The sequence below is a fragment of the Herbidospora solisilvae genome, assembly GCF_009901565.1.
Classification (GTDB): domain Bacteria; phylum Actinomycetota; class Actinomycetes; order Streptosporangiales; family Streptosporangiaceae; genus Herbidospora; species Herbidospora solisilvae.
Genome location: NZ_WXEW01000006.1, coordinates 127363 through 148423, shown reverse-complemented (window position 1 = coordinate 148423; position 21061 = coordinate 127363). Strand labels below are relative to the sequence as shown.

Here is a 21061-nt window from a genome sequence, read left to right as displayed (position 1 = left end):
GCCCCGCCTCCCTGAGAGTTGAGGCGGGGCCCTTCCCTTATGTCAATTGAACAGCACGCGCAGGGAGAAGTTCGCGTCGCTCCCCGATGTTCCGCCGCTCATGCCCACCGCGCGGAGCACCTGGAGGTTGGCCTTGTCCTCCTCCGACATGCCCTGCAGGTAGAGGTTCTCGATCTTGTCGAGGTCGACGAAGAGTCCGAACCCGGCCGAGTCGGCGTTCGGGACCGCGGTCTGGAAGGTCTCGCTGTCGGCCAGCGTGCCGCCGGCGGCGAGCTTGTTCGCGTAGTCCTGGTTGGTGGCCACGACCAGCTTGCCCTCGCCGGGGGCCTTGGCGAGCTGGAGCGGCTGACCGGCGACGGCGAGCGCCTGCTCGACCTTGGTCAGCACCTCGCCGGCCTTGGCCGGGTCGGTGGCCAGCACGGCGCCAGCGTTCGGCATGTTGCCGTCGAGGCCCTGCGAGTCGATCGCGACGGTGATGCTGTCGCCGAGCAGGGTGGCCAGGTCGTCGGGCAGGGTCAGGCCGAACTGCTGCTGGGCCTGGGTGACGAACTGGCTGAACTGGGCGCCGCCGCCGGTGCTCTCCACCGACTTCACGATCTGATCCCAGCCGCCCTTGACGCCCTCGCCGAGGCCGGAGATGGCCAGCGCCCCGGCGGTGGTGTCGGGCAGCTCGCCCAGCTTCACCGGGCTGGTCTGCACGGTGACCGGGCTCTTGACGCCGCGGGTGATGGCGGCGAGTTCCGCGTAGGAGCCGTCGAACCGCAGCGCCCCCGCGAAGCGGCCGTTCTTCAGCTGGTCGGTCAGGGCCGGGTCGGCGACCTGGGCGCCGCCCATCGCGGCGAGCTGGCCGAGGTCGCCCCAGAAGGAGAGCACACCCGGCTCGCCGAGGGCCTCCATGTCGGCGGTGAAGTTGGCCGACTCGGCCAAGGTGGGGCCGGTGGCGTACCTGTCGGCCTCCGCCTGGGTGGGGGAGACGATGGCGTAGTCGCCGCGGATGACCATGCCGGTCTTGGTGCCGGAGCCGGCGTCGAGCTTGGCGATGCCGGCGCGGGCCGCGTTGGCGTCCTTCACCTGGATCGCGAGGGCGAAGCCGGGCTCGTTCGCGTCCTTGCCGGGCATGACGGCGAAGCCGATGCGGTCGCCGAGCCAGGGCTCGATGTCGGCCGCGTAGTCGATGTCCTTGAAGTTCTCGTTGTCCGAGGAGATGGCCTTGAAGAGGGCCTCACGCGGGTCGTCGCCGGAGAAGGCGTCCTTGGTGGCGGTGAACTTGCGGGCGATGCCGAACAGGGCCAGCTTCTGGTTGGCGGCCGGGTCGAGGTCGATCCGGGCGTAGGCGAGGGCGCCGGCCGGGAGCACCTCGGCGGGCTGCGCGCCGCCGCCGCTCAGGGCGGAGAAGGCCCACACGCCGCCGCCGCCGACCAGGCCGACGAGCACGGCGACGATCACGGCGATGATGGCGCCCTTGGGGCCGCGCTTCTGGACGGGGGCGTGCACCACGGGGGGCAGGTCGTAGCCCAGTTCCTCGGGCTGGCGCCACTGGCCCTGCTGCGGGGGCTGCTGGGGGGCGTACATCTGCTGGGTGCCGCCGAAGTCGATCCGGGTCGGCTCTACGTGCGGCTGCGGCTGCTGCTGCGGCGTGCGGTAGTTGATGGTCCGGTCCGGGTCTCCGCCGCTGACGTCAAAGGGGAAACCGGGGGGGTTCTCGGCAGGCATGGGGTCAACTCGCAAAGTGGGGTGATCTCCGACGAGTCTGAAAGTATGCCGTGCCGGTAGCGAATCGCTTGCAGCCTTCTTGACTATTGGCGCTTAAGGACATCTTTCGGCTCTTTGAGGTGCACTTCTCCTGTATCGCTGGTTTCCACCAGATCCCAGGGGACGACCAGGCTGCGGGCGTACAGGAGCCGGGTGAGTTGCTGCAGGGTGCCGTTGACCCGGCCGCTCGCGTCGCGGTGCACGCCGAGGAGGAACTGCGCCCGGGTGGCCGACACGACCAGCCCGGCGGTCTCGGGTTCGGCGCTCTTCTTGAACGGGTTGCGGCTGCCGGTGACCATGCGCACGTCCACCACGTGACCGACCCACACCCCGCGCACGTCCCAAACGCACTGACCGATCAGTTCCCGTCCCGTCATGGCCGGTGAATGCCCGGATCTCCCTGTACGGACGGCTATGGACCAGTCAAGATACAGTGTTCCAGAACAACATTCGGGAGGGTGCGTTGAGCGGTTTCGGGGAGGCGACCCGGGCGGTCCGGGTCGGCGAGGGCGTCTACGACGTGTGCCTCGACGAGGGCTACTCGGTCGGCGGCCCGCTGAACGGCGGATATCTGATGGCCGTGCTGCTGCGGGCGGCGGTCGACGACTCCCCGCACGAGCACCCCGTCTCGACCGGCGCCCAGTTCCTGCGGTCCGGGCGGCCGGGCCCGGCCCGGGTGACGGTCGAGCAGGTGAAGACGGGCAAGACGACGACGATCAGCCGCGCCTCGCTGGTCGGCGCCGACGGCCCGATCCTGGAGACGCTGGTCACCACCGCGACCCTCGACCCGCTGGCCGAGCCGGTCTACCTGGGCGAGCCGTCCCACACGATGCCGCCGCCCGAGGCCTGCCTGCCGCTGCCCGAGCCCAAGCCCGAGTCGAACATGTACCTGAACGGCCAGATGGAGCTGCTGTTCGACCCGCCCACCGTCGGCTGGCTGACCGGCGAGCCGACCGGCCGCCCCGAGTCGCGCGCCTACTTCCGGCTGCGGCACGGCCAGGAGCCCGACCCGTACGTGCTGGCCCTGGCGGTCGACGCGCTGCCCCCGGTGGTCTTCAGCGCGGGCCTGCGCGGCTGGGCCCCGACGGTCGAGCTCACCTGGCACCTGCGCGCCCTGCCGGCCCCCGGCTGGCTCACCGTCCTCGCCTCCGGGCGGATGGTCGGCGACGGCTGGTTCGACGAGGACGCCGAGGTGTGGGACTCCACCGGACGCCTCGTCGCGCAGTCGCGGCAGCTCGCGAGGGTGGGACGCGGCTGAAGAGTGTGCTCGGTGTCACGGGGACGTGCCGCATGATCGGCCATAAGCTGACTCCGTGGTGGAGAGTTATGGTCAGGGGTCCATCGGGATCTTCGACAGCGGTTTCGGAGGGCTGACCGTAGCCCGCGCGATCATCGACCAGTTGCCCAACGAACCGGTCTTCTACGTCGCCGACACGGCCCGCCAGCCCTACGGCCCCAAGCGCATCGCCGAGGTCAGGTCCTACGCCCTTGAGCTGCTCGACCATCTGGTGTCCCACGACGTCAAGATGCTCGTGATCGCGTGCAACACGGCCAGCGCGGCGGTGCTGCGCGACGCGCGCGAGCGCTACCGGGTGCCGGTCGTCGAGGTCATCCAGCCGGCCACCCGGCGGGCGGCGTCGGCGACCCGCAACGGGAAGGTCGGGGTGATCGGCACCCAGGCCACCATCGCCTCGATGGCCTACCAGGACGCCTTCGCCGCCGCGCCCCACGTCGAGCTGGTCGGGGTCGCCGCGCCGCGTCTGGTCGAGTTCGTCGAACGGGGCGAGACCGAGAGCGAGGCCGTCATCGAGGCGGTGCGCGAATACCTGACGCCCATCCTCGACGCCGGCTGCGACACCCTCATCCTCGGGTGCACCCACTATCCGCTGCTGCTCGGCGCGATCTCCTACGTCGCCGGCGACGGCGTCACGCTCGTGTCGAGCGCCGAGGAGACCGCCAAAGACGTCTTCCGGGTGCTGCGCGACCGAGGCCTGGTGCGGGCCTCGGGCGTGCCCGCCCACCGGTTCGGCACGACCGGCGACACCCTGCTGTTCGAGACCCTCGGGCGGCGGTTCCTCGGGCCGGAGATCCAGGCGGTCGAACTGGCCGCGCCCGTGTTCGGAGGAACAGCGTGAAACTGACCGTCGTCGGCTGCTCCGGCAGCTTCCCCGGCCCGGCGAGCCCGTCGTCCTGCTATCTGTACGAGGCCGAGGGCTTCCGGATGCTGGTCGACTTCGGCAACGGGTCCCTGGGCGCGCTGCAGCGTCACGTCAGCCCGTTCGAGATCGACGCGATCTGCCTGTCCCACCTGCACGCCGACCACTGCCTCGATATGTGCGGCTACCACGTCGTCCGCAGCTACGGCCCCGGCGCCCCCTTCCCCAAGATCCCCGTGTACGCCCCCGCCATGGCCCCCGCGCGGTTGAACGCCGCCTACGGGATGCCGCAGGAGCCCACGATGGAGACCGCCTTCGACTTCACGGCGCTGTCGCCGGGCACGTTCGAGATCGGCCCCTTCCAGGTCACCGCGGCCCTGGTCAACCACCCCGTGGAGACCTACGGCCTGCGCGTCGCCCACGGCGGCCGCTCGGTCACCTACTCGGCCGACACCGGCGAGTGCGACGCCCTCGTCGGCCTGGCCGGCGACACCGACCTGCTGCTCTGCGAGGCCTCGTTCCTCGACGGGCCCGGCAACCCGCCCGACCTCCACCTGACCGGCCGCCAGGCGGCCGAGCACGCCGCCAAGGCCGGGGCCGGGAGGCTGGTCCTCACCCACCTGGTGCCCTGGCACGACGACGCGCGCGTCCGCGCCGACGCCGACCGGGGCGGCTATTCGGGCGAGATCGAGTTGGCCCGATCCGGTGCGGTCTATGACCTAGGGTGAGGCCCATGGCTCGCACTGATGGACGTTCGCCCGACCAGCTCCGGCCGGTGACGATCACGCGGAACTGGCTGGCCCACGCCGAGGGGTCGGTCCTGGTCGAATTCGGCGGCACGAAGGTGCTCTGCGCCGCCTCCGTCGAGAGCGGGGTGCCGCGCTGGCGCAAGGGCAGCGGCCTCGGCTGGGTGACCGCCGAATACGCGATGTTGCCGCGCGCCACCAACACCCGCGGTGAGCGCGAGTCGGTTCGCGGCAAGATCGGCGGCCGGACCCACGAGATCTCCCGGCTGATCGGCCGGTCCCTGCGGGCCTGCGTCGACTACAAGGCGCTCGGCGAGAACTCGATCGTGCTCGACTGCGACGTGCTCCAGGCCGACGGCGGCACCCGCACGGCCGCGATCACCGGCGCCTACGTCGCGCTGGCCGACGCCATCGCCTGGATGCGCAAGAAGCGCATGTGCCCCGGCGACCCGCTGGTCGACTCGGTCGCCGCCGTCTCGGTCGGCATCGTCGGCACCACCCCGCTGCTCGACCTCTGCTACGTCGAGGACGTCAAGGCCGAGACCGACATGAACGTCGTGATGACCGGCAAGGGCGCGTTCGTCGAGGTGCAGGGCACCGCCGAGGGCGCGCCGTTCGACCGCGCGACCCTCAACGAACTGCTCGACCTGGCCACGCTCGGCTGCGCCGAGCTGACCGAACTCCAGAAGGCCGCGCTCGCATGACCAAGCTGCTCCTCGCCACCCGCAACCAGGGCAAGATCGCCGAACTGCGGCGCATCCTCGAAGAGGCCGCGCTGCCGATCGAGCTCGTCGGCCTGGAGGCCTTCCCCGAGATCGGCGACGTCGCCGAGACGGGTCTGACCTTCGCCGAGAACGCGCTGCTCAAGGCTCACACCGTGGCCCGGCAGAGCGGCCTGCCCTGCATCGCCGACGACTCGGGCCTGTGCGTCGACGCCCTCAACGGCATGCCCGGCATCTTCTCGGCCCGCTGGTCGGGTGGCCACGGCGACGACAAGGCCAACCTCGATCTGCTGCTGGCCCAGATCAACGACGTGCCCGACGACCGCCGCCAGGCCCACTTCGCCTGCGTGGCGGCCCTCGCGCTGCCGTCGGGCGAGGAACGGGTGGTCGAGGGGGTCATGCACGGCCACGTGATCCGGGCGCCCCGGGGCACCATGGGGTTCGGCTATGACCCGATCTTCGTCCCCGACGGCGAGACCCGCACGACCGCCGAGATGCCCCCCGCCGAGAAGGACGCGATCTCCCATCGCGGCATCTCGATGCGGGCGATGGTGCCGGTGCTGGCCGAGGTGTTCTCGGTTTCGTAAGAACTTGGGGCTCCCGTACGAACAGGGCGTTCGTAGGATCCTTATGTGACATCTCGCTCGACCGCGCCCTCCTGGGCTGCGGCACTCGCCGGGCTGACCGCCGCCGCCGTGGCGGTCGGCGTCGGCCAGCTCGCGGCCGGCGTCATCGGCGGAGACTCCTCACCCGTGGTGGCGGTCGGCGGCGCGGCCGTCGACCTGTCCCCTTCGTGGCTCAAGAACTGGGCCATCGCGACCTTCGGCGAGAACGACAAGACCGTCCTCATCGGCGGGATCTTCGTGGTGATCGCCCTGCTGGCGGCGGGGTTCGGGGTGCTGGCCCGGATCCGGGTCGGCTACGGGCGGCTGGCCCTGCTGGTGTTCGGCGTCGTCGGCGCCTGGGCGGCGGCCACGCGTCCCGACGCGGGCATGCTCGACGTGCTCCCGTCGCTGCTCGCCGCCTGGGCCGGCGCGGCCACGTTGTCCCGGATCTTCCGGCGGCTCGAACCGGTCGAGGTCGCGGAACCGATCCGGGAAACGGCTGAATCGCACCCCGCACCGCTGGAGCAGCCGCCGGTCATGCTGGCCGGTGACCGGCTCAGGACCATCGACCGGCGCAGTCTGTTCACCGGCGTCGCGACCGGGGCCGGGGTCGCCGTGGTCACCGGCGCGGCCGGGGTCTGGCTGGGCGGTCGCAACGACGTCGCCGCGGAGCGGGCGCAGGTCGCGGCCGCGCTGCCGAAACCGGCCAAGCCGCTGCCGCCGCTGCCCGCTGGGGTCGACTTCAAGATCCCGAACCTGGCGCCGTTCGTCACGCCCAACCACGACTTCTACCGGGTCGACACCGCCCTCGCGCTGCCCAACGTCGACCCGAACACGTGGTCGCTGAAGATCCACGGCATGGTCGAGCGGCCCATCGAGCTCAGCTTCGCCGAGTTGCTGAAACGCCCCATCGTCGAGGCCGACCTCACGCTGACGTGCGTCTCCAACCCGGTCGGCGGCCCCTACGTCGGCAACGCCCGCTGGCTCGGCGTGGCCATGGCCGGGGTGCTGCGCGAGGCCGGGATCAAGGCCGGCGCCGACATGCTGCTGTCGACCAGCGCCGACGGCTGGACGGCGGGCACCCCGGTCGAGGTCGTCATGGACGGCCGCGACGCCCTGTTCGCGTTCGCCATGAACGGCGAGCCGCTCCCGGTCGCGCACGGCTTCCCGGTCCGGCAGGTCGTGCCGGGCCTCTATGGCTACGTCTCGGCCACCAAGTGGGTCGTCGACGTCAACGTGACCCGGTTCGACCAGGAGACGGCGTACTGGACCGACCGGGGCTGGGACGCCAAGGGGCCCATCAAGACGCAGTCGCGCATCGACACCCCGCGCAACAAGACCAAGCCGGGCCGCAACGTCATCGCCGGGGTCGCCTGGGCGCAGACCAAGGGCATCGCGAAGGTCGAGGTCAAGGTCGACGACGGGCCGTGGCAGGAGGCGCGGCTGGCCGAGGTGCCGGGACCGGACACCTGGCGGCAGTGGACGATCGACGTCGACCTCACCAGCGGCCTGCACACGCTGTCGTGCCGGGCCACCGACGCGACCGGCGAGACGCAGACCAACCGCGGCGCCCCGCCGGAGCCGAACGGCGCCACCGGCTACCACCGGGTTCTCATCGAGACCACCTGAACGGCAGGATTCGGGAAAGCCGGTTGCTCAACGGAGTCGCCCCCTTACGATCGGTCACATCGAAGGGAAGGGGTCGATGGCCGAGCGTCAGTCCCGGTGGCGGTTGCCGACCGGCGTCTACAATCCCGTCGTCACCGGTGACGGGCGCCGGTGGCGTGACTACGAGAAGGCCGCCGAGATCCCCGCGCCGTCCCTCGATCCGCGGCCGTCCCCGCTGCCGTCCCGGTTGCCGCCGGCGGGCGACGACTGGTTCGACCGGGCGGCTCGGCCGCGCCCGCTGGAGCAGTCGCGGCCCTACGGGGTGCCGGGCGGGCTGGCGAGACCCGACCCGCAGGCACAACGAGATCTCGCCGAGGCGTTGAGCGGCAGGTTTCCCGATCCGCGCGGCACCTGGATCCGGTTGATCAACGCCGAAGGGCCGACCGACGACCCGTTCCGGTCGACCAACGCCATCGACTGCGCCCTGTCGGTCATGTCGTCGTGGCACGGCGAACCCGTCGTCGCGGCGGCCCGCCAGCCCGAATACGACCGGGTCGGCAAACCCGTCCTCTCGGGTGAGGCGGGCGGGGTGGCCAGGGCCGAGCAGTGGCTCGGCCATCGTTTCGAGTACGTCGGGCAGGGCCGCCGCGCCTACGCGGTGGTGGCCGGGCGGTTGCGGTCGGCCGGGCACGGCGCCGCGACCGTGCTCATCACACGCTGGCCCCAGGGGGGCAGCCACGCGTGGAACGCCGTGAACTCAATGGGGGAGGTGCTGTGGATCGACGCACAGCGGGGACACATGGCCATCGAGCCGCCGTACGAGAACGTGACGGGGGTCTTCTGCGTGGTCCTCGACCGCGCGGGTCAGCGGGTGTGAGCCCGGACACCGCCCGCGCGCTGGCCGAAGAATGGTTCAACGGGGGGCGGGCCCGCTCCACCGAGGTCGCCGTCTACGCCTTCGACGACGGATTCGTGGCCTGGGCCAGAGACGACGAGCCGGAGGACCCGAGCGTCCTGCCGGCGACCGTGGGGGGCGGCTGCATCGTCATCGACCGGCGTACCGGCGAACTGGCCGTCCGCCCCCTGCTGGCGCCGGAGTTCGTGGCCGAGCAGTGGCCCGACCACGTTCCCCGCTAACTGGAGGCGAGTGACCCCACGATGGAGGCGTTGGCCGCCCGGCGGGCGGGCAGCACCGCCGCGAGCATCCCGGCCAGCGCCGACAGCACCAGATAGAGCAGCACCTGGCCGACCGGCACGACGAAGACGGTCTCGTTCGGGATCGTCTGGAGCGCCGCCCACCCGAAGGCGACGCCGATGACGACGCCGACCATCGCCCCGACCAGACCCAGCACCAGCGCCTCGATCGAGAGCATGCCGCGCAGCTGCGGCCGGGTGAGGCCGAGGGCGCGCAGCAGCGCCGACTCGCGGGTGCGTTCGTGCACCGACAACGACAGGGTGTTGGCGATGCCGAGCAGGGAGATCAGGATCGCCAGCCCGAGCAGCGCGGCGAAGATCGTGAACATCATGTCGAAGGCCTCGTCGAACTCGCCGCGCACCTCGGCGGCGCTGGAGAGCTGCGCGGTCGGGTAGGCGACCAGCGCCGACTCGACGGCCCGGCGGGCGGCGTCGGCGGCGGCGGGGTCCTTGGCCTTGACGTAGACCCGGGCCGGGCCGACCGTTCCGTAGTACTTCTCGAAGTCGGGCAGGGTGACCGTGTAGGGCAGCGCCTGGTTGAAGCTGCCGTCGGCGATCACGGCCACCACCTTGAGGTCGACCTTCCCGGCCTCGGTGGTGTCGAGGGGGACGGTGTCGCCGACCCGTACACCCAGGTCCTTGGCCTGGTTCTCGGACAGCGCGACGGCGCCGGGGCCGAGGGCGGCGAGCGAGCCGGAGCGGACCTCCGGCCGGAAGGCCGCGCCGTCGGGGAGGGTGCCGACGGTGACGCCGCCGTGGTCGATCTGCCGGAGTTCGGCGACCAGCCCGGCCTCGGGCAGCGCGCGCAGCGTCGCGGGCACCTCGGAGGGCAGAAGGGGCGTGCCGTCCTCGCGGCCGTACTGCGCGGTGATCATGAAGTCGACCGGGAACTGCTCGTCGAGGCTGCCGACGACCGTCTCGCGGGTGCTGGCGGTGATCACCGAGATGAGGGTCATCAGGGTGACGCCGATGGTCAGCGCGACCGTCGTGGTCGCGGCCCGCTTCGGGTTGCGGCGGGAGTTGTCGACGGCGAGCCGCCCGGGCACGCCGAAGACCTTGCGCGGCACCCATCCGGCGAACGCGCTGAGCGGGCTCATCAGGATCGGCCCGATCACGATCACGCCGAGGAAGAACACCGCGCCGCCGCCCATCGCGGTCAGCAGCCCGGCGTCCCCGTCGAGCACCCAGATCGCCACGGCGGTGAGCCCGAGCCCGCCCGCCAGCAGCAGCCCGGCGACGATGGACCGGACCAGCCCCGCGCGGAACGTCTGCTCCTCGACCTGGCTGCGCAGCGCCGCGATCGGCGCCACCCGGGTCGCCCCGCGGGCCGGCAGCACCGCCGCGACCACGGTCACCAGCAGCCCGACGACCAGCCCGAGCACGATCGTGCGCGGCGTCAGCGCGAGACTCGCGCCGGCCGGGACGGGAGCGTCGAAGCGCCCCATCACGTTGAGCGCGAGCGCGCCCAGCCCGAGCCCGACCAGCAAGCCCAGGGCCGACGAGATCAGCCCGACGATCGCCGACTCCAGCAGGATCGACCGGAACACCTGTCCGCGAGTCGCCCCGATGCAGCGCAGCAGCGCCATCTCGCGGGTCCGCTGGGCGACCAGGATGTTGAAGGTGTTGTAGATGACCAGCGCCGCCACGAACATCGCCACGCACCCGAACAGCAGCAGCACGAGCACCAGGTAGTCGAGCTCCAGGTTGCTCTCGGCGGCCAGCCTCTGGGCCAGTTCCTCACCGGTCCTGATCGTGTACGTCTGCCCGAGCGCCTCCGACACCGCCTTCTTGAGCGTCTCGGGGGAGACCCCGGCCGCGGCGGCCAGGTCGACCTCGTGGTAGCCCTTCGCGCCGGTCATCTCCAGCGCGGTCGCGGTGTCGAACCCGACCGCGCCGGTGAAGGCGAGGCTCTGGTCGACGCCCACGTCGATGATGCCGACCAGGGAGAACTGGCGCCGTTTCTCGGCGAGGTCGAGCACGGTGATCGTGTCGCCGACCTGGAACTGCCGCGTGCGCGCGGTGTTCTCGTCGAGCACGGCCTCACCGGGGCCGGCCGGGGCGTGGCCGCTGACGTAGTTCGTCCGGTCGAGCGGCCCGGCGACGACGGAGACGCCGCTCGTCGCGGTGGACCCGGCGGCCCGGCCCGACCTGTCGAGCAGCGGCGCGGTGCCCCGCACGAGCCCCTGCGCGCCGGCCACGCCGGGCAGGGTCTTCAGCTTGGCCAGCACCTCTTCCGGGATGTTCTCGTCCTTGGGGGTCACGGCGACGGCGACCTTGTCGGCGTCGGCCGTGAAGAGCTGGCGGAAGCCCTGCTCGATGGTGTCGGTCAGCACGAACGTGCCCGCGATGAAGCCGACGCCGAGGGTGATGGCCAGCGAGGTGAGCAGCAGCCGGAGCCGGTGTGCCACCAGCCCGGCCAGCGTGGTGCGCAGCACGGCTCAGGCCTCCAGCTTCAGCAGCATGTCGTGCACGCTCTGCGGGGTCGGCTGGGTCACTTCGCTGACCAGCAGCCCGTCGCGGAGGAACACCACGCGGTCGGCGTAGGAGGCGGCCAGCGGGTCGTGGGTGACCATCACGATGGTCTGGCCGAGTTCGCGCACCGACCGGCGGAGGAACGACAGGACCTCGGCCCCGCTGCGGGAGTCGAGGTTGCCGGTGGGCTCGTCGGCGAAGATCACCTGCGGCTTGCTGATGAGGGCGCGGGCCACCGCCACCCGCTGCTGCTGGCCGCCCGAGAGCTGGCTCGGCTTGTGGGTAAGGCGGTCGCGCAATCCCACGGTCTCGACCACGCGGTCCATCAGGACCTGATCGGCCTGCCGCCCGGCGATCTCCAGCGGCAGGCGGATGTTCTGCAGGGCGGTCAGGGTGGGCAGCAGGTTGAAGGCCTGGAACACGAACCCGATGCGCTCGCGGCGCAGCAGCGTGAGCTGCTTGTCGGACAGGGTCGTGATGTCGGCGTCGCCGATGTGCACATGGCCCGAGCTGACCGTGTCGAGCCCGGCCAGGCAGTGCATCAGGGTGGACTTGCCCGACCCCGACGGCCCCATGATCGCCGTGAACGCCCCCGTGGCGAAGCTCACGTCGATGCCGCGCAGCGCGTGGACGGCGGCGTCGCCCTGGCCGTAAATCTTGCTGAGCCCCCGTGCCACCACGGCGGCGCGGACGTCGGTAGTCATCGTCATGGTCAGCAACGCTATTGACGCGCCCCCGGCTTTTCTTCGGTCGCCGGGACGGCCTTCCCGTGGTTCTGGGGTCGCCTCCGGGGCCCCTGTTGCTACCGGGGAGGTAGCCGCGGGTCAGACTTTCGGCCGACCATCCCGGTCTCGTAGGCGTAGACCACCACCTGCGCCCGGTCGCGCAGCTCCAGCTTGGCCAGGATCCGGCCCAGGTGGGTCTTCACCGTGGCCTCGGCGAGGGTGAGCCGGGTGGCGATCTCGGCGTTGGAGAGCCCCCGCGCCACGTGGACGAGCACCTCCCGCTCGCGGGCGGTCAGGCCGTCGGGCTCCGGGGCGGTGGGCGCCTCGGGCAGGTAGGCGGAGACGAGGTCGAGCAGCCGCCGCGTGGTCGACGGGGCCACCACGGCGTCGCCGTCGTGCACCGACCTGATCGCACTCAGCAGGTCGGCCGGGGGCACGTCCTTCAGCAGGAAGCCCGACGCGCCCGACCGGATCGCCGCGAAGGCGTATTCGTCGAGGTCGAACGTGGTGAGGATGAGGACCTTGGGCGGGTTCGGCAACGAGGTGATCAGCCGGGTGGCCTCGACCCCGTCCATGCGCGGCATCCGCACGTCCATCAGCACGACGTCGGCGACCACGCCGCCCTTGACCAGCTCGACGGCGGCGGCCCCGTCGCCGGCCTCGCCGGCCACCTCGATGTCGGGCTGCGCGCCCAGCACCATGCGGAACCCGGCCCTGACCAGCTCCTGGTCGTCGACCAGGATCACCCGGATCATCGCGGGCCCCCCGCCGGGATGCGCGCCACCACGAGGAAGCCGCCGCCGGGCTTGGGAGCGGCGTGGACGTCGCCGCCGTACATGGAGACGCGTTCCCGCATGCCGATGAGGCCATGGCCGCCCTCGCCCGTGGCCGAGGCGGCGCCCCGGCCGTCGTCGGCGATGCGCAGCAGCACGTCGCGGGGGCCGTAGACGACCTGGACCGTGGCCTTCACCCCGGGCCCGCCGTGTTTGAGGGTGTTGGTCAGGGCCTCCTGGACGATCCGGTAGATCACCAGCTGTAGTCCTTCCGCGAGATGATCGGGCGTGCCCTCCACCCGGATGTCCACCGGCAGCCCGGACGCGCGCACCTGGCGTACCAGCTCGTCGAGCTGCCCGAGCCCCGGCTGGGGCGCGTACTCCTCCGACCGCGCCCCGTCGTCGCGCAGCACCCCGACCAGCCGCCGCATCTCGGCGAGCGCCTGCCGCCCGGTCGCCGAGATCGCCTCGACGGCCCGTTTGGCCTGGTCGGGGTCGTTGTCGATGGCGAACCCGGCCCCGTCGGCCTGGACCACGATGACGCTGACGTTGTGGGCGACGACGTCGTGCAGCTCGCGCGCGATCCGGGCGCGTTCGGCGGCGGTGGCGATGAGCGCCTGCTGGTCGCGCTCCCTCTCGGCGCGTTCGGCCCGTTCGACCAGGTTCTCCACGAAGCGCCGCCGCATGTTGACGTAGATGCCGCCGATCCAGATCGCGACCACGAACACCGAGGCGTTCAGGAAGATCTCGACGTCGAGCTCGCCCCAGTCGCTCAGCACCATGCCGGTCCCGAGCTCGGCCACCGCGCCCGCGGCGACCGCCCACGGCAGCGAGCAGGACGCCGCGACCGTGAACATCGCCACCAGCACGGCGAGGTTGGCCGGGATCGCCGCGACGTCGCCGAGCCACTGGAGGAGACTGACGCCCGAGACGAGCGCCATCACCGCGAGCGGGAACCGCCGCCGCCAGAACAGCGGCCCGACCAGCAGGGCCGAGAGCCCGAGCACGCCCCAGGTCCCGATGCCCTCGCCGCCGGTGATGTCGAGCCCGGCGCCGATGTCGGGCGCGCTCAGCAGGCAGTACAGCAGCAGCGGCGTCACCATCAGCGTGTCGATCCACGCGGGGTGCCGCCGCCTGAGGGCGCGTAGCTTGCCGAGCACGCCTCAAGAGTACGTATGCGCAGTTCCCGGCACGGTCCGCCTAGCGGCGGATTCGGCCCTACGACCCAGGTCGCAGTCTGAGTGGTGCTTACGCGCCTCTTACGGGCGACCGGGCAGTATGAATCCCGGGAGCTGCATCCTTGGGGTGTTAGGGAGAAACGATTCGCGATGACGGATCACGACGCCGGGCCGCGCGGCACTGAGGACACGAACACAGCGCCGCGCGACCCGGCCGACTCCCCTACAAGGGAGATCCCGACAGTGGACGCCCCGGGCACCGGCGCCTTCGGCGCAAGCCCTCATGGCACGGCCACCGCTCCTGACCCGTCGCGGGCAGGGGCCTTCGGCGCGAGCCCCCAAAACGGCCCTGCTGGTTCTTCTGACATCGATTCTCTCGGACCGGCCCGCTCTGGCGCGGGTTCCCCGGCGGCCGGTTCCGTGGACGCGGGTCCTTCCGCCCCGGCCGGCCCGGCCGGTGCCGGGGCCTTGGGCGCGAGCCCTTCCAGTGCCGATCGCCATGGTTCGGGTTCCCCCGAGGCCGGCGCGCCCCGGGCGGGCAGTTTCGCCTCGCCTCCGCCGCCCCGTTATCGGTTCGGCGGTCCCGCCGCCGCGAAGACGGCGCCCGCCGGATACGCCTTCGGACCCGGCGGGGCCGGATGGGACGCCCCCGGATGGCGTACCGTCTCCGCTTCCGGACCGGCCCCCCGTCGCCGGTTCGGTGTGGTCGCCCTGCTGGCCGCGGGGCTGGTGGGCGTCATCCTCGGCGCCCTTCTCGTGGTCGCGGTCGATCAGCCCTGGCGGGACGAGCGGCCGCCGTTCGGGGTGGTCGTCGACCAGCCCGGTCCGCGGCAGAACCTCCCCCGGTTCTGCGAGCGGACCGACACCGGTTTCCGCTGCGAGTTCCCCCGCTCGTAAGCCGTTCAGGCGGCCACGCCCGCCCGCACCTGACGCAGGGCCCCCGCCCACGACTCGAGCTGGTCGAACAGGGTGTCGGCCGAGGCGTCGTGGATCTGCGACGGCTGGAAGACCGAGAAGTTCTCGAAGTCGTGGAACAGCGAGAACGAGACCTGCTGCCGCACGTGGGCGACCTGGAGCTCGCTGAGCATCGCGCGCAGGTGCTCGATGGCGCGCGCGCCGCCGAGGGAGCCGTACGAGACGAACCCGGCGGCCTTGTTGTTCCACTCCTTGTAGAGGTAGTCGATGGCGTTCTTCAGGACGCCCGAGGTCGAGTGGTTGTACTCCGGCGTGACGAACACGAAGCCGTCGTAGGAGTCGATGGTGGCCGCCCACGCCTTGGTGTGGTCGCCGGAGTAGTTGCCGAAGCTCGGCGGGTAGGCCTCGTCGAGGTGGGGGAGCGGGTGGTCGGCCAGGTCGACGAGCTCGTAGTCGGCGCCGGTGCGGTCCTTGGCCCGGGTCATGACCCAGTCGGCCACCGCCTTGCCGTTGCGGCCGGGGCGGGTGCTGCCGAGGATCACCGCGATCTTCAGCTTGCTCATCTCGTACTCCTCAGAAGTTGAAGTTTCAATGAGTTGAGACTAGACCGCGATTACATGAACGTTCAAGTCATAGCCTAGACTGTGAGCATGACCACAACAGACGGGGTGCGCTGGCTGAGCAGCGGCGAACTGGCGGCGTGGCGGTCGTTCAGCCTCATGCTGGCCCGCTTGCCCGCAGCCCTGGAGGAGCAGCTCCAGCGCGAGGGCGGGCTCAACTTCGTCGAATACCACGTGCTGGCCGGGCTGTCCGACGCCCCTGACCGGACCATGCGCATGAGCGGCCTGGCCGTGCTGGTCAACTCCGAGTTGTCGCGGTTGTCACACCTGATGCGGCGGCTGGAGAAGCGTGGTCTGGTCCGGCGCGAGCCCGACCCCTGTGACGGCCGGTTCACCAACGCCATCCTGACCGACGAGGGCTACGCCCACCTCGTGAAGCTGGCGCCGGGTCACGTCGCGACGGTGCGGAAGCTCGTGATCGACGCCCTCGACGAGAGCCGGCTTGACTCCCTGCACCAGTGCTCCGAGGACATCCTCCAGGCCATCGACGCCTGCGACGCGGAGTAAACCCATCTGTTTCCCCACAAGCTAGACTTGGCGCCATGGCAGAGACGATCCCCTCCGACGACGTACGCGACCGTGTGCTCACCAGTGCCCGCCGGTTGTTCAACGGCCGGGGCATCAACGTGACCGGCGTCGACCTGCTGTCGGAGACGGCCGGGGTCTCCAAGCGCAGCCTCTACCAGCGCTTCCGCACCAAAGACGACCTCATCGAGGCCTACCTGGCCGAGGAGATGAGCTGCGTCCTGGCCGACCTGCTGCCGCCCGCCGACGCCGGCCTGCCGCCCGCCGAGCGCATCATGGCGCTGTTCGCCACGGCCCGCCGCCAGTCGGAGATCGACGACTATCCGGGTTGCCCCGTCCTGAACACGGCGGCCGAGATCCGCGACCCCGCGCATCCGGTGCGGGTGGCCGCGGTGGCGTACAAGAAGAAGATGCAGGCCCACTTCGAGGCGGAGGCCCGGCTGGCCGGGGCCGCCGACCCCGGCCAGCTGGGCGAACAGCTGATGATGCTCTTCGACGGCGCGATGACCTACGCGTCGGTCCGCAAGGAGCCCATGCCCGAGAGCCTGCTGACCGCCGTGCGGACCCTGCTCGACGCTCAGCTCCCGTAGATGGCGCTGGGGTCGAGCGACAGCGCCGACTTGACCTGCCGGGCCGTACCGTCGACGAGCACCTCCATGGCGCCGCTCTCGATGCCGTCGAACGCCTCGCGGGCGACCTCGTCCGGCGCCACCTTGTCGCCGGTGACGTGCGCGGCCATGTCGGTGTCGACGTATCCGACGTGGAGGCTGGTCACGCCGACCTTGGGCGACAGCTCCAGGCGCAGCCCGTTGGCCAGCATCCACGAGGCGGCCTTCGTGGCCGCGTAGGAGGAGGTGCCCGGGACGACGGCCCACGACAGCGCCGAGTTGACGATCAGCAGATGACCCTCACGGGCGGTCAGTGTGGCCGCGAAGGCGCGGCTGACCTGCAGGGGCCCGAAGTAGTTGACCTCCATCTCCCGGCGGATCTTCTCGAGGTCGTCATTCACGATCGAGGTGCCGAGCGTGACGCCGGCGTTGTTGACGACGACGTCGACGTCGGTGAGCCGCTCCGCGAGCTCGGCGATCTGGGCGGGGTCGGTGATGTCGAGTTCGACGGGCACGACGCCGGGCGTGGTGACGGCCTCGGGATTGCGTGCGGCGGCGTAGACCTTGCGCGCCCCGCGCGCCAGCGCCTCTTCGGCCAGGGCCTTCCCGATGCCCCGGTTGGCACCGGTGACCAGCACGGTCGCGTCTTGGATCTTCATGGGAACCTCCGGTAAACAGGTCTGTTTCCGGTCAGCGTAAACCGATCGGTTTACCGAGGGCAAATCGCGGCGGCGACCCTGCCTGCCTCCGCTTCCGTGTGGGGACGGTCGCGAAGGGTGGGCGGGTGACACGGCGGTGAGCCGAGGGCCGTCGTGAAGCGGCCGAGGTTTCGCAAAGGCGGTTTTCCGCTGGGAAGTGAAATACGCTGCGGCATTCTCGTCGGCCAATGACGGATATTGACGGTGAATAGCCCGAATATGCAATAAGGGGGCGTGCCGGATCTCTTCCGGAGGTGATCGCCACCTGCGCGTGGACCCCCCGTGAGCATGGCGGTCTGACGCGATAGTGTCGCCGTTGCCCGGAAATTGCAGATGTCCGCCGGTACGTCCATACCCCGCTAAGATCGCGTCCCATGCTTTTATGGCGGATTTTCAGGATTGCAGTAGTAGGACTGGTTCTGGCGGCGGCGGCCGTGGGCGTGGTGTTCAGCGACGACGTGCTCTGGGTGGCCGTCGAATGGACGCACCCCAGCCTTCTGGAGTTCTACGCACCTGACGGTCTCGACGCCACGGCGAAGGCGGTGCTGATCGTGGCGGCCGTGGTGAAGGCCACGCTGCTGTGGCTGATCCTCCGCGTGCCCGCGCCGGGACCGCTCGACCGCAGGGAGAGGGCGCTGCGGTGGCTGCTGTACCTGGCGGTGGCGTACATCCTCGTGTTGTGGTTTCCGCTGGGGCTGCTGTCGGACATGGTCGACCTGGTGTTCTGCATCGTCCTGTGGAGCACGATCTACGTCCTCTACCTGCTCGTCATCCGCTGGCGGTCCTGGGTGTTGCGTGCGGCGGCCGGAGCGTTGTTCGCGGTCATGGTGGCCGGGATGGTCAACGAGGTGCTCGACGAGCTCGACCTGCCCGAACTCGGGCCGGGCATGGTCGTCGGAATCGGCTTGATCGTGTGTGGCCTGCTGGAGACCGTCCTCACGCTCGTCGGGCAGCATCGCGACGGCCGGTGGAGCCGAGGCACGCTGACCGCCGGCTGGTTGTCGTTGAACAGCTACCTGCTGGTGTTCCCGCTCCAGTACCTGTCCGGAGGTTTCGAGAGCGACAGCCTGGTTTTCACGATCTTCATCGACGCGGTGGCGCTCGTGCACGTCGTGTGGCTCGCGGGGACCGCCCGTGAGATGCCCGCCGGAGGCCTCCCCGCGGAGCCGCTTCCGCCCGCGCGGCAGCGGCTGATCCGTGTCGCGGTGGCGGCCGTGGTCGTGCTGCCGGTCGTCGCTTTGATCCCGCCGGAGTCCACTCCGCGCACCACCTTCAGCGGCTGGTCGATGGGCTGCTACGAGTTCGGGCCCTTCGGCGACCTCAAACCCGAAGAACGCGACGACGCGTTCCTGTGCCGGGCCCGGGACCAGATGGGCGGAGTGCCACCCATGTTCCCGGACACCGTGTCCGACCAGCAGATCCTCGCGTACGGGCGGGAGTTGTGCCGGACGAGGGACCGCGAGGAGCAGGAGGCGCTGCTGCGGCGGGCCGGGAGCGAGCGGGCCTCGTGGGGGGTGGACTCGTCGGACCTCGTCTACGTCTGCCCGGAGATCGTCGGTGCGACCCAGCCCGACCTGCTGCGCTCGTCCGACGAGGACGAGGCCGCGAACGAGGCCTACATCGCCGAGCTGAACGCCCGGTGTCGAGACCCCTGGCCCCGGACGAAGGGCGTCGTCCAGGCCACCGCCAACTACTCCCTGTTCGCCGACGGCGACTACGGCTACTACGTCCACGACCCGAAGGACGACCGCGGCGAGACGCTGGCGGAGCAGGCGATCGAGAGGCTCTACGACGACGACGCGCAGGTCGGCGTGGCCGGCAGTTCGGTGCTCGTCGGGCACATCGAGGACGTCATCGACCTGTGCCTCACCGTGAAGGCCTTCCGCACCGCACCCCCACTGAGGCTGGCCGGCTGGGACCAGGTCACCGAGGTCCCGATCACCACCCCCCACGGTCACCTGACCGTGCCCGAGGCGGGCGGCGGCGACGTGGGTGCCAACGCCCCGATGCCGAACCTGGCGATCGAAGGAAAGGGCCGCTACCGGTTGCGCGTCTACGTGCGGCTCAACGGGGGAGACGAGGAGCACCTGGTCGTGGTCTTCCCGGGCACGTCGAAGAAACGACTCAAACTCAAGACGTGGAAGTACGACAGTGAGTGACAGCCGTCCTGAGAGTGGGACCGCAACTCGGTACGAACGGCTAGATCCTCGTCGGTACGGACGCCGACGCCGCCGAGAACGTGGTCATCGCCGTCACCACCGGCGAACTCGATGACGTGACCGAGATCGCCAAAAGACTGAAGGCCCTGGACCGAGAGCCGACGGACTGTTGAGAAGCCATGTGAGCGCCCGCTGAAACAGCAGAGGGGCAAGCGGCTCCATGCTCCGAGATCAGTGCGAGCGAAGCGAGAACGATCCGAGCGAAGCGAGGCCCTCCAGGGAGCGCGAGGGGCGGAGCCCTTCGCCAGGAGCGCAGCGACCCGGAGCGAAGCGACGCCGGGGCCGCGAGAGCGGACCAGGGGGAGCGCGAGGGGGCGAAGCCCTCTCGTATCGGGGGGTTCGGGGGGTCGTCCCCCCGGGTGAGGCGAGGCACGGCTCGCGAAAGGCGCCGAAGGCGCCGCCCACGAGCCGTCCCGAGCGAGTGGGGTTGGCGGGACTCGAACCCGCGCTGGCATGATCCTAAGTCATGTGCCTCTGCCAATTGGGCTACAACCCCGCTGGGCGGAAGTGATCCTACCTCCCGCCGTCGGGCATCAGGAAACCCCGAGTTCCTTCAGCAGCCGGGCCACGTGTCCGGTCGCGCGGACGTTGTAGAAGGCCTTTTCGATCTTCCCGTCGGGGTCGATCACGAAGGTCGACCTGATCACGCCCATGATGGTCTTGCCGTAGTTCTGCTTCTCGCCGTAGACGCCGTACGCCTTGTGGACTTCCAGGTCTTCGTCGGACAGCAGCGGGAAGGTCAGCGCGTCGCGTTCGGCGAACTGGCGGAGCTTGGCGGGTTTGTCCTTCGAGACGCCGAGGACGGTGATGCCCTTGCCGGTGAGCGCGGCCAGGTTGTCGCGGAAGTCGCAGGCCTGCTTGGTGCAGCCTGGAGTCATCGCCGCTGGGTAGAAGTAGAGCACGACTCGCTTGCCGTGGAGTGAGTCGAGCGACACGTCGTCGCCGTCGGCGCTGGTCAGGGTGAAGCCGGGGGCGGCGTCGCCGGGTTCGAGTCGCTGGGTCATGTCGCCTCCGTTGCGGTGTGTCTCGACGCGAACAAACTACCGGTTCGGCCGCTGCGGGATGCGCGGCCCGCACCTGGCAGACTTGATCGAACACACCCTGTGACAGGAGGCGACCCCATGGCCGAGCCGGATCCGGACACCCTCGAGCGGCGCATAGAGCGCACTCGCGCCGAACTGGCCAAGACGGTCGACGCGATCGCCGACCGGGTCAGCCCCAAGAAGGTCGCCGGACGCAGTGTGGCCAAGGTGAAGTCCCAGGTCAAGGCGCAGACCGAGCAGGTCGTGTCGACCATAGGAGACATGGTGGGGCAGGCGCAGAGCCCCAATGGGCACCGTCCGGCGGCCGACGAGCCGTGGGACGACGACTACCCGGCGTCCCCCATCGCGCCGGTGCTGATCGGGCTCGGCGTGGCGGTCGCCGTCGGGGCGGTCATCGTGATCATGCGGCGTCGCCGGAGGCGTTAGGGGCGGGCCGGGCGCGGCCGGTCGCCGCCGCCCGCGGGGAGGTGCGGAGGCGGCGGGCGGGGCCGGGCGGGCGGAG

At 70.7% G+C, this 21061-nt stretch carries 22 protein-coding genes and 1 tRNA gene; 13 read left to right on the top strand and 10 right to left on the bottom strand.

The window, feature by feature from the left end; translation table 11 throughout:
- Positions 1-42 precede the first annotated feature (42 nt).
- Both GT755_RS20720 and GT755_RS20715 read right to left on the bottom strand, forming a co-directional pair.
- Positions 43-1713: a DUF3352 domain-containing protein gene (locus GT755_RS20720; protein WP_161481331.1), complete on the bottom strand. Its 1671-nt coding sequence runs from the start codon at positions 1711-1713 to the stop codon at positions 43-45.
- 83 nt (positions 1714-1796) lie between these two features.
- Complete coding sequence (locus GT755_RS20715; protein ID WP_161481330.1) at positions 1797-2129, bottom strand: hypothetical protein; 333 nt, start codon at positions 2127-2129, stop codon at positions 1797-1799.
- Between the two features lie 86 nt (positions 2130-2215).
- Between GT755_RS20715 and GT755_RS20710 the strand changes: the two genes are divergently transcribed.
- From GT755_RS20710 to GT755_RS20675, 8 genes are all read left to right on the top strand, one after another.
- The gene (locus GT755_RS20710; RefSeq protein WP_161481329.1) at positions 2216-3010 is read left to right on the top strand and encodes a thioesterase family protein; all 795 of its coding nucleotides are present in this window, start codon (positions 2216-2218) and stop codon (positions 3008-3010) included.
- Positions 3011-3065: 55 nt separating this feature from the next.
- Complete coding sequence (murI, locus tag GT755_RS20705; protein ID WP_232320494.1) at positions 3066-3887, top strand: glutamate racemase; 822 nt, start codon at positions 3066-3068, stop codon at positions 3885-3887.
- A complete protein-coding gene (locus GT755_RS20700) occupies positions 3884-4636 on the top strand; it encodes an MBL fold metallo-hydrolase (protein WP_161481328.1) in 753 nt (250 codons plus the stop codon). Before murI ends, GT755_RS20700 begins: the two co-directional genes overlap by 4 nt.
- A 5-nt stretch (positions 4637-4641) precedes the next feature.
- Positions 4642-5358 carry a ribonuclease PH gene (gene rph, locus GT755_RS20695; RefSeq protein WP_030455588.1) on the top strand — a complete coding sequence of 239 codons (717 nt, stop codon included), beginning with the start codon at positions 4642-4644 and terminating at the stop codon, positions 5356-5358.
- On the top strand, positions 5355-5963 hold the full coding sequence (rdgB, locus tag GT755_RS20690; protein ID WP_161481327.1) for an RdgB/HAM1 family non-canonical purine NTP pyrophosphatase: 609 nt from the start codon (positions 5355-5357) through the stop codon (positions 5961-5963). The genes rph and rdgB overlap by 4 nt, the downstream gene beginning before the upstream one ends.
- A gap of 45 nt (positions 5964-6008) precedes the next feature.
- Positions 6009-7610: a molybdopterin-dependent oxidoreductase gene (locus tag GT755_RS20685; protein ID WP_161481326.1), complete on the top strand. Its 1602-nt coding sequence runs from the start codon at positions 6009-6011 to the stop codon at positions 7608-7610.
- A 76-nt stretch (positions 7611-7686) separates the two neighbouring features.
- On the top strand, positions 7687-8466 hold the full coding sequence (locus GT755_RS20680) for a toxin glutamine deamidase domain-containing protein (protein WP_161481325.1): 780 nt from the start codon (positions 7687-7689) through the stop codon (positions 8464-8466).
- Positions 8463-8726: a hypothetical protein gene (locus tag GT755_RS20675; RefSeq protein ID WP_030455592.1), complete on the top strand. Its 264-nt coding sequence runs from the start codon at positions 8463-8465 to the stop codon at positions 8724-8726. Before GT755_RS20680 ends, GT755_RS20675 begins: the two co-directional genes overlap by 4 nt.
- Here GT755_RS20675 and GT755_RS20670 read toward each other — a convergent pair.
- The 4 genes from GT755_RS20670 to GT755_RS20655 all read right to left on the bottom strand — a co-directional run bounded on the left by GT755_RS20670 (position 8723) and on the right by GT755_RS20655 (position 13913).
- A complete protein-coding gene (locus GT755_RS20670; protein WP_161481324.1) occupies positions 8723-11218 on the bottom strand; it encodes an ABC transporter permease in 2496 nt (831 codons plus the stop codon). The genes GT755_RS20675 and GT755_RS20670 overlap by 4 nt on opposite strands.
- Before the next feature lie 3 nt (positions 11219-11221).
- The gene (locus GT755_RS20665) at positions 11222-11965 is read right to left on the bottom strand and encodes an ABC transporter ATP-binding protein (RefSeq protein ID WP_161481323.1); all 744 of its coding nucleotides are present in this window, start codon (positions 11963-11965) and stop codon (positions 11222-11224) included.
- A gap of 92 nt (positions 11966-12057) precedes the next feature.
- A complete protein-coding gene (locus GT755_RS20660) occupies positions 12058-12735 on the bottom strand; it encodes a response regulator transcription factor (protein ID WP_161481322.1) in 678 nt (225 codons plus the stop codon).
- A complete protein-coding gene (locus GT755_RS20655) occupies positions 12732-13913 on the bottom strand; it encodes a sensor histidine kinase (RefSeq protein WP_328794437.1) in 1182 nt (393 codons plus the stop codon). The genes GT755_RS20660 and GT755_RS20655 overlap by 4 nt, the downstream gene beginning before the upstream one ends.
- 486 nt (positions 13914-14399) lie before the next feature.
- On the opposite strand from GT755_RS20655, the gene GT755_RS20650 reads away from it, so the two are divergent.
- Positions 14400-14828, top strand: coding sequence for a hypothetical protein (locus tag GT755_RS20650; RefSeq protein ID WP_161481321.1), 429 nt, complete (start codon positions 14400-14402; stop codon positions 14826-14828).
- 5 nt (positions 14829-14833) lie between these two features.
- On the opposite strand, the gene GT755_RS20645 is transcribed toward GT755_RS20650, so the two are convergent.
- The gene (locus GT755_RS20645; RefSeq protein WP_161481320.1) at positions 14834-15409 is read right to left on the bottom strand and encodes an NADPH-dependent FMN reductase; all 576 of its coding nucleotides are present in this window, start codon (positions 15407-15409) and stop codon (positions 14834-14836) included.
- An 87-nt stretch (positions 15410-15496) separates the two neighbouring features.
- On the opposite strand from GT755_RS20645, the gene GT755_RS20640 reads away from it, so the two are divergent.
- Positions 15497-15973 carry a MarR family winged helix-turn-helix transcriptional regulator gene (locus GT755_RS20640; protein WP_161481319.1) on the top strand — a complete coding sequence of 159 codons (477 nt, stop codon included), beginning with the start codon at positions 15497-15499 and terminating at the stop codon, positions 15971-15973.
- Between the two features lie 35 nt (positions 15974-16008).
- On the top strand, positions 16009-16581 hold the full coding sequence (locus GT755_RS20635; protein WP_161481318.1) for a TetR/AcrR family transcriptional regulator: 573 nt from the start codon (positions 16009-16011) through the stop codon (positions 16579-16581).
- On the opposite strand, the gene GT755_RS20630 is transcribed toward GT755_RS20635, so the two are convergent.
- Positions 16569-17258: an SDR family oxidoreductase gene (locus GT755_RS20630; RefSeq protein ID WP_161481317.1), complete on the bottom strand. Its 690-nt coding sequence runs from the start codon at positions 17256-17258 to the stop codon at positions 16569-16571. The two genes, GT755_RS20635 and GT755_RS20630, sit on opposite strands and share 13 nt — an antisense overlap.
- A gap of 413 nt (positions 17259-17671) precedes the next feature.
- On the opposite strand from GT755_RS20630, the gene GT755_RS20625 reads away from it, so the two are divergent.
- Entirely contained in the window at positions 17672-19456 is a 1785-nt protein-coding gene (locus GT755_RS20625; protein ID WP_161481316.1) for a DUF1131 domain-containing protein, read from the top strand.
- A 482-nt stretch (positions 19457-19938) separates the two neighbouring features.
- Here the strand turns inward: GT755_RS20625 and GT755_RS20620 are convergent.
- Positions 19939-20012: transfer RNA gene (locus tag GT755_RS20620), tRNA-Leu, on the bottom strand.
- 37 nt (positions 20013-20049) lie between these two features.
- Positions 20050-20520, bottom strand: a complete 471-nt coding sequence (bcp, locus tag GT755_RS20615; protein ID WP_161481315.1) for a thioredoxin-dependent thiol peroxidase — start codon at positions 20518-20520, stop codon at positions 20050-20052.
- A gap of 117 nt (positions 20521-20637) precedes the next feature.
- Here bcp and GT755_RS20610 point away from each other — a divergent pair, with 117 nt between their 5' ends.
- Positions 20638-20985, top strand: a complete 348-nt coding sequence (locus GT755_RS20610) for a DUF3618 domain-containing protein (protein WP_161481314.1) — start codon at positions 20638-20640, stop codon at positions 20983-20985.
- Positions 20986-21061: the final 76 nt, after the last annotated feature.